The following is a 7,814-nucleotide window of genomic DNA, read 5'->3' as shown; positions in this document are numbered from 1 at the left end:
ATAGACGCCTATGACGAGCGATTCCTTTCGTCATCGGTCGTCACCTTCGGTGTTGAAAAATTCGCCGGAGGGTTCCGTCCAATTTTTCAAGATAGACGCCTATGACGAGCGAGACCTTCGTCATCGGTCGTCATGGTCATCGTTCATTCATGAGCCTTGTCCGCAGCACAGCTGTCCATGCCATAGTTCTCTGCTTGCGTTGCGGCCAACGGCATGTTTGTCGGACACCAGACTCATGGTCCAGTATAGGCCATCAACTACGACAGCCTCTGTCATATATATTTGATATATTTTATGATGGTATCAGGATTCGTACCGAAGTACGGCTGTCGCCAGCCGACGTGGCCGACGGAATCGAACCGGATGGAGGCGCTTCAAGATGAGGGCGGATCGGCTGTTGTCGATTTTGCTGCTGCTGCAGCTGAAGGGAAAAATGACGACCGGGGAACTGGCCGAGCGATTGGAGGTATCCGAGCGCACCATTCTCCGCGATATGGAGGCGCTCAGCGCTGCCGGCGTCCCGGTCTATGCGGAACGCGGCTCGGCAGGGGGGTGGCTGCTGGCGGAAGGCTACCGAACGACGCTGACCGGGATGAATAAGGAAGAAGCGCGAACCTTGCTGCTCGCGCATGCCGAAGGCGTTCTGAAAGATTTGGGGATGAGCGGCGCGCTGGAGTCGGCCCTGCTGAAGCTGCAGGCTTCGCTTCCTCCAGGCTTTCGCCGCGATGCCGAGGATGTGCGCCGCCGCATCCATGTGGATGGCGCCGGTTGGCATAATCCGCTTGAGCCGGTGCCTTATTTGCCCCTTGTTCAGGAGGCGGTATGGGAAGATCTTAAGCTGCGTTTTCGTTATCCGCGCGGCGGGCAATGGACGGAGCGGACCGTGGAGCCGCTCGGCCTTGTGTGCAAGGCGACGATCTGGTATTTGGTCGGCCTGTCGGACGGGGAGCCGCGGACCTTTCGGGTGTCGCGAATCGCGGAAGCTTCCGTGATCGACGAGACATTCGAGCGCCCGGCCGATTTCGATCTGGCGAAATATTGGGAGAGCTCGACCGAACGGTTCAAGGCGGAGCTGCCGAAATATCCGGCGTTGATCCGTTTGGATGCCAAGCTGCTGCCGCGGCTGAAACAAGCCCGCTATGTGCAGACGGACGAGGTGCAGGAGGAGCCGGGCGGCAAGCTGCTGGCCCGGGTCGATTTTCAGACGCTGGAGACGGCCTGCGAACGGCTTTTGAGCTGGGGAGCGGCGGTCGAGGTCGTCGAGCCCGAGGAGCTCCGGCGCCGCATTGGCGAAGCGGCCGAGGCGATCGCCGCGATATACCGTTCAGGGGCAAGATAAGGGCTTTACACGTGCCGCAGAATCGGATATGATGAGTTTAACGATACTTGAACCCGATGTAACTGGCGACGAGTGGAATCGACCACAATGGAGCATCGGGATATACGGCCGGTCGCCTGGGCGAAAGAGCAGTGTTCATCTATAGGATGAGCCGTGCTCTTTTTTTCGTTTTTCCCCGAACATTAGGTTATAATGAACTTAATTATGCAAGGAGGCGAACATGAGTATGAAAATAGCTATGGCTGCGGACCACGCAGGATTTCGCTTGAAGGACGAGTTGAAAAGCTTCATTGAATCGTTGGGACATCAGGTGGAAGACTACGGCTGCCACTGCGCCGATTCTGTCGATTATCCCGATTATGCGCTCGCTGTATGCGAGAAGGTCGTTGCCGGCGAAGCGGACAAAGGTATACTGATCTGCGGGACCGGCATCGGAATGACGATCGCCGCCAACAAGGTTCCGGGCATTCGCTGTGCGCTCGTTCACGATTTGTTCTCGGCCAAGGCGACTCGCGAGCACAACGATTCAAACGTGCTGGCGATGGGCGAAAGGGTGATCGGCCCTGGCGTTGCCCAGGAAATCGTGAAAATTTGGCTGGAGACGGAGTTCTCCCAGGGTGAACGCCACAAGAACCGTGTCGGCAAAGTCAAGGCGCTTGAAGACAAATTCGGGCTTCATCCTTAAGGGGAAGCCGTGGAGGCGGGTCAAGCATGAGCGGGCAGCAAGGGACGGCAGGCTTCGGGGCGCCGAAGCTGCCAATCGATCTGGCGCTTGTCCGAAGCCAGGTGGAGCAGTCGCTGCGCGAGCTGGTGAAGGCAGGAAATGTTCAGGCAGGGCAGCTGCTGGTTGTCGGGACAAGCACCAGCGAGGTGCTCGGCGAACGGATCGGCACGTCGGGCAGCGCTGAAGTGGCGAGGCATATATACGATGCGGTTGCCGCGGTTCGCAGCGAAGCCGGCTTTTATCCGGTGTTTCAATGCTGCGAACATCTGAACCGGGCGCTTGTGATGGAGCGCGAGGCGATGCTGCGATACGGCCTTGAGCCGGTATCGGTTGTACCCGTCCCCAAGGCGGGCGGGTCGATGGCTGCTTGGGCGTTCAGGCATCTGCCCGATGCCGTCGTTGTGGAGGAAGTGCAGGCGCATGCCGGCATCGATATCGGCGGTACGCTGATCGGGATGCACTTGAGACGGGTCGCCGTGCCGGTGCGGCCGACGCATCGGCAGATCGGAGCGGCGACCGTGCAGATGGCATATACGCGGCCGAAGCTGATCGGCGGGGCAAGGGCCGTATATACCGTGGAGGAAACAGCGGATACGGGCCGCTGCGATTAACGGAAGTATATTACGACAATCACTTTCAGGAGGAATCTGGAATTATGGCGGAACATTTGCGCAAGGCCGATCCGAAGATCGTGGAAGCAATGAATTTGGAGCTGGGACGCCAGCGCGACAAGATCGAGCTGATCGCGTCGGAAAACTTCGTCAGTCAAGCGGTGCTGGAAGCGATGGGCACGGTGCTGACCAACAAGTACGCCGAAGGCTACCCGGGCCGGCGCTATTACGGCGGCTGCGAGCATGTCGATATCGTCGAAAATATTGCCCGCGACCGCGCGAAGGAACTGTTCGGCGCTGAGCATGCCAATGTGCAGCCGCATTCCGGCGCCCAAGCCAACATGGCCGTTTACCTGGCTGCGCTGCAGTCGGGCGATACGGTACTCGGCATGAACCTGGCGCACGGCGGTCATCTGACCCACGGCAGCCCGGTGAACGCTTCCGGCATCTTGTATAACTTCGTCGCTTACGGCGTCAGCGATACGGATTTCCGCATCGACTACGACGAAGTGCGCAAAGCCGCCTTCAAGCATAAGCCGCGGCTGATCGTCGCCGGCGCGAGCGCGTATCCGCGCATTATCGATTTCGAAGCGCTCGGCCAAATTGCAAACGATGTAGGCGCCCTGTTCATGGTCGATATGGCGCATATCGCCGGTCTGGTGGCGGCAGGCCTGCATCCGAACCCGGTGCCGCACGCGCATTTCGTTACGACGACGACGCACAAGACGCTCCGCGGTCCGCGCGGCGGCATGATTTTGTGCCGCAAGCCGTGGGCGGCTGCGATCGATAAGGCTGTCTTCCCGGGCACCCAGGGCGGTCCGCTGATGCATATCATCGCCGCCAAGGCGGTATCGTTCGGCGAAGCGCTGCAGCCGGAATTCAAAACCTATGCGCAGAACGTGGTGAACAACGCCAAGGTGTTGTCCGAGGCGCTGATGGCGGAAGGGCTGAATCTGGTATCCGGCGGTACGGACAACCATCTCATGCTGGTTGACCTGCGCAACCTGAACATTACCGGCAAAGCGGCCGAGCATTTGCTCGACGAGGTTGGCGTGACGGTCAACAAGAACGCGATTCCGTTCGATCCGACGAGCCCGTTCGTGACAAGCGGTATCCGCATCGGCACGCCGGCAGCGACGTCCCGGGGAATGGACGCGGAAGCGATGAAGACGATCGCCCAAATCATCGCCATGACGCTCAAAAACCCCGAAGATGCGTCCGTTCACGAGAAGGCGCGCGGCTTGGTCAAAGAATTGACGGCTCAGTTCCCGCTGTACGCCGGACTGACCTATTGATAATCGGATTTGTTTGCTTGGCTCCTCGCAGGGGAGCCTTTTTTGTATAAAAATTTATAAAATTCCGGGCCACAGACCGAGCTTTCGGGAAGGGATTGCTCGGTTGCTGCCTCGCGTTGCAAGCCTCGTTTTGCTAGCCTTGGGCTCACGTTTTACGGGGCTGGCTCGGGCAGACCTTAAGCTAACGCTAGCCACAGAGCTTATTTCCCTCGAAACCGTCGATTTGAAATTGTAACGCAAGTGAGCAGCCTTATTTGGCATTTTGGGGTACCCGATTCAGCATTTCTGACAAAATAGCGCTACACAGTTGCGTTACTTTTTAAAAAAGGTGCGGATTCAACAAAATAAACGCCTGTGACAGCGCTTTCTTCACCGCCGATCGATCGTCGCCTGTTGGAGTTGAAAGTTCAGCCTGCGGGTACTGCTGAATTCGGCAAAGCGAAACTGCGTTCTTTATCGGTCCATATTTATAAAATTTTTCTAAAAAATAGACGAATATGGGAACCGCCGTGCGATTCGGTGCGTCAAATCAGTTGCAAGGAAACTTTTTTGTAAAGGGGAATGATCCGATGAACGCATGGAGTAAACGGTTCGGCAGCATGTTGGTGGCGCTTGCGGTTGCTTGCACGTTCGGCGCGGGTTCTGCTTTGGCGGATGAGAAAGACCGTCCTCCGGCACCGAAGGAAGGCGTGCCGGCGGTCGGAGCTGAAGGTGCTTCGAAGATTGCCGAAAATCTGCTGGGTGTTCAGAGTACCGAGTATTTAAAAGTATGGAGGTCCTCGATCAATCAGTTATCGGGCACGAAAGTGCGCTTATCCGGATCGACGGACACGTATGACGATGTCAATCTCATCGAAGTCCACTTGTATCTTCAATATTGGAACGAAGGGGCGAGCCGCTGGGATGACATTTCCGGCCCGCACATATTTTCGAAGACCTCTTCTTCCAAGGTTAGCGGATCGGTAGATATTACGTTAAGCAGCGGTTATTATTATCGGACGAAGGCCGTACACCGGGCTACTTCCAATGCTGAAACGGAACAGCAGGTCAGCTTTACAGATTATATCTATATAGAGTGACAATGATCGCATATCGCACTACCCCGGATTACGCCCTTTGACGCCCCGCTTGCGGGGCGATTTTGTTTGGCTGCGGAAAGCAAGGCTGCCACGGCCTGCGGCCCTGCTTCTGGTTCGCGGCAAAGATTGCGGCAAAGATCGCGGCAAAGGATCGCCCAAGGCATTCGTGACCCGGCGGATCGAGCTGCCTGCAATCGATTGCTCGCTTCGTTAGCCTTCGAGTTCGATGGGAGGTTGCCCGGCTAACGCTTGCCACGGAGCTTATTTTCCTCGAAACGGCCGATTTGACATTGTAACGCTGGTGAGCAGTCTTATTCCGCATTTTTGGTTACCGGATTCAGCGTTTCGGACAAAATAGCGTTACTTCGTTTCGTTACATTTTTAACAGCGCTCGATTCGGCAAAATAGCGTTTGTCACAAGCGTTATTGCCTTCGGCAAGGTTTTATTGTGCCAATCCATACTTTACGACGACGGGGATACTCAGCCGGCGGACATCGCACCCCGCGCTACGTTAGTGGTCGAACTTCATGTTAATGGTCGAACCTCATGTTCGTGTTCAAACTTCACGTCAGCGCACGAACTTCGCATCAGCGCATGAACTCGCATCAGCGCACGAACTTCGCATCAGCGCATGAACTCGCATCAGCGCATGAACTCGCATCAGCGCACGAACTCGTATCAGCGCATGAACTCTGCGCCAGCGCACGAACTTCGCATCAGCGCACGAACTTCGCATCAGCGCACGAACTCGCGCCAGCGCACGAACTTCGCGTCAGCGTGCGCCCTCCCCGAGCGCATGTGGCGACGAATCCTGACAAAATGCAACATTTTCCGCAACTTTCGTACAAGAGGGAGGGGAATGTTGTATTTCGTGCAACAATCTGGGCGCGATGGGCTTCAAACCCGGGAGCATCGCCCGAAATGTTGCACATTCTACAACAATGACCCGTAAAGAGGGGTTATTCCCCCGTTTTTCCTGTAAAAAATACAACAATTGCTGGCTATCTTTTTACGGCAAGCGTTCGACCGATTCGGCGATGCGCACCGCATCGCTTTCCGGCAATCGGCTGTTCAGGGTGAGATGATAATCGCCCAGGCGCCAGATAAGCATGCTGGACCCGTCCTTAAATGTCAGGAGGTTTCCTTTCTCGCCGCGAATGTGAACGTCTTTCATTTCGGTGTCCACGTTATCGAAGCTGAACGTTCCGCCGTATTGATTGTGGATGACCATCTCCGTCAGATGGATCGTGGAGCTGCCGTTTTTGTAGACGAGCTCCAATTCGCTGCTTCCTGGCCTGCCTTGCGGTTGAACATTGACATAGCTGAGTTCAAAACCTTCCGGCATATAGTTGGGAAGCAAAATCGGGAAAGCGGTAATTTTCTCCGCTTCAGCCAGGCTGAGCTGCTGCCCGGCAGCTTCGGAAGGCTGCTCCACGCGAAGGCTTGGCGGTCCCTGGGACGAAGAACCGGCTGCGTCTTCGCGGGAAACCATCAAGTTCGTTACCGAGCCCTGAACTTTGGCAAAATATTTGGTGATCCACCCGAAGGCGTGTCCGTTCTGGGAAGGGGCTAACGCGGCGAATAAAGCCACGACTAACAACGCGGCCGCGGCCGTCTTCATGCCCCGGCCCTTCCACACGAAGCGCCTTGAAGCTTTCTTGGCGTTCACGCTTTGCAGCTCGCGGGCGATCCGTTCCCATGCTTCCGATGCCGGTACAGGCGGGGCCGGCGTTGCTTCCCAGTCCTCCCGCACCGCATCCGTCAGCGTGCGATCGGTAAAATATTCCCTCCGTTTCATTGCTATTCTCCCTCCTTTACCGCAGGCTTTCGCAAAGACTCCCGCTCCACTGACATGAGCAGCTTCTTCAATTGACGCTTGGCGCGGTGAACGCGGGATTTGACGGTCCCGACCGTCACGCCGAGCAGCTCGGCCGACTCGTCGTCGCGAAGGCCCTGATGATATTTAAGCAGCAGCACTTGGCGATACTCCGGTTTTAAATATTCCATTTGACGGCGAAGCTGCTCCTTCTCGAACTCCCGTTCGACCTCCTGCTCCACCGAGCTTGCCACCTCGTCCTGCTCCAATGCTTGCATTAATATAACGTCTTCGGTCGGCATTCCGTTCCACACTTTTCGTTTGCGCATATGATCGATAGCGGTATTGGTCGCAATGACCGTCAGCCAGGCGCCGATCTTTTCGGTTTCCTTGACGCGGTCCATATGCTTGTATGCCTTGACAAAAGTCTCCTGCAGCACATCCTGAGCCAAATGCCGGTCCCTCGTAATATAGTAAGCCGATCTGAACACACGTTCATGAAACATGTCGAACAGGATGCGGAATGCTTCCTCAGACGAGGGCGTTTGATCTCTTTTTTTGGCAAACCGATCGGCGAACAGTGTCGATCCCTTCTTTCTGTTTCAGGTTTGCAGTTCGCCTTACAATTTTATCAAATATTGGGTATGGACACTACTATACATGACCTATGCACTTCGAGGTAATACTTGGTAAATTTTCGGTTTTGGCACATCCCAAAGAAGCATCAAATAATGTTCCGGCCAAAATAGTTCAATAAGTCTTGCAAATTGCTGCACTTGTGTGTCACAATCAATAGAGATTCGCGGAATGCCTTTGTGGTTTTTCACGCGAACCTGACAACGAGTGTGGAAGAGGCCGCGAACCATTTCGCCGTGGGTGTAGCCTTCATCAGCACTCGTTTTTTCTTTGTTCAGTTCAAAAAGCGCTACAGCCAGCAAGGTTTCAGCGG

The 7,814-nt window shown here is 55.7% G+C and carries 8 protein-coding genes and 1 riboswitch; of the genes, 5 read left to right on the top strand and 3 right to left on the bottom strand.

What is annotated here, in order from left to right; genetic code table 11:
• Positions 1-379 precede the first annotated feature (379 nt).
• The 5 genes from F591_RS0126280 (at position 380) to F591_RS0126260 (ending at position 5,048) form a co-directional block, all read left to right on the top strand.
• Positions 380-1,339, top strand: coding sequence for a helix-turn-helix transcriptional regulator (locus F591_RS0126280; protein ID WP_019537532.1), 960 nt, complete (start codon positions 380-382; stop codon positions 1,337-1,339).
• 48 nt (positions 1,340-1,387) lie between these two features.
• Positions 1,388-1,468: riboswitch (ZMP/ZTP riboswitch) on the top strand.
• 97 nt (positions 1,469-1,565) lie between these two features.
• On the top strand, positions 1,566-2,024 hold the full coding sequence (gene rpiB, locus F591_RS0126275) for a ribose 5-phosphate isomerase B (protein ID WP_019537531.1): 459 nt from the start codon (positions 1,566-1,568) through the stop codon (positions 2,022-2,024).
• A 26-nt stretch (positions 2,025-2,050) separates the two neighbouring features.
• Positions 2,051-2,674 carry a TIGR01440 family protein gene (locus F591_RS0126270; protein ID WP_019537530.1) on the top strand — a complete coding sequence of 208 codons (624 nt, stop codon included), beginning with the start codon at positions 2,051-2,053 and terminating at the stop codon, positions 2,672-2,674.
• Between the two features lie 44 nt (positions 2,675-2,718).
• Complete coding sequence (locus F591_RS0126265) at positions 2,719-3,969, top strand: serine hydroxymethyltransferase (RefSeq protein ID WP_019537529.1); 1,251 nt, start codon at positions 2,719-2,721, stop codon at positions 3,967-3,969.
• Positions 3,970-4,538: 569 nt separating this feature from the next.
• Positions 4,539-5,048: a hypothetical protein gene (locus tag F591_RS0126260; protein ID WP_019537528.1), complete on the top strand. Its 510-nt coding sequence runs from the start codon at positions 4,539-4,541 to the stop codon at positions 5,046-5,048.
• Positions 5,049-6,058: 1,010 nt separating this feature from the next.
• On the opposite strand, the gene F591_RS0126250 is transcribed toward F591_RS0126260, so the two are convergent.
• From F591_RS0126250 to F591_RS32175, 3 genes are all read right to left on the bottom strand, one after another.
• Entirely contained in the window at positions 6,059-6,847 is a 789-nt protein-coding gene (locus tag F591_RS0126250) for a DUF4367 domain-containing protein (RefSeq protein WP_019537526.1), read from the bottom strand.
• 2 nt (positions 6,848-6,849) lie between these two features.
• The gene (locus tag F591_RS29190) at positions 6,850-7,383 is read right to left on the bottom strand and encodes an RNA polymerase sigma factor (RefSeq protein ID WP_281166733.1); all 534 of its coding nucleotides are present in this window, start codon (positions 7,381-7,383) and stop codon (positions 6,850-6,852) included.
• 147 nt (positions 7,384-7,530) lie between these two features.
• A partial coding sequence (locus tag F591_RS32175) for a hypothetical protein (protein ID WP_026326605.1) occupies positions 7,531-7,814 on the bottom strand: 284 nt, incomplete at its 5' end.

This window comes from Paenibacillus ginsengihumi DSM 21568 (genome assembly GCF_000380965.1).
In the GTDB taxonomy this organism is placed as follows: Bacteria; Bacillota; Bacilli; order Paenibacillales; family NBRC-103111; genus Paenibacillus_G; species Paenibacillus_G ginsengihumi.
The sequence above is the reverse complement of the archived record's forward strand: the minus strand, read 5'-3'. Positions and strand labels throughout refer to the sequence as shown.

Excerpts from the sequence above, each read along its gene's own strand:
- F591_RS0126280 (WP_019537532.1), top strand. The coding sequence starts at position 380 with ATGAGGGCGGATCGGCTGTTGTCGATTTTGCTGCTGCTGCAGCTGAAG.
- rpiB (WP_019537531.1), top strand. The coding sequence starts at position 1,566 with ATGAAAATAGCTATGGCTGCGGACCACGCAGGATTTCGCTTGAAGGAC.
- F591_RS0126270 (WP_019537530.1), top strand. The coding sequence starts at position 2,051 with ATGAGCGGGCAGCAAGGGACGGCAGGCTTCGGGGCGCCGAAGCTGCCA.
- F591_RS0126265 (WP_019537529.1), top strand. The coding sequence starts at position 2,719 with ATGGCGGAACATTTGCGCAAGGCCGATCCGAAGATCGTGGAAGCAATG.
- F591_RS0126260 (WP_019537528.1), top strand. The coding sequence starts at position 4,539 with ATGAACGCATGGAGTAAACGGTTCGGCAGCATGTTGGTGGCGCTTGCG.
- F591_RS0126250 (WP_019537526.1), bottom strand. The coding sequence starts at position 6,847 with ATGAAACGGAGGGAATATTTTACCGATCGCACGCTGACGGATGCGGTG.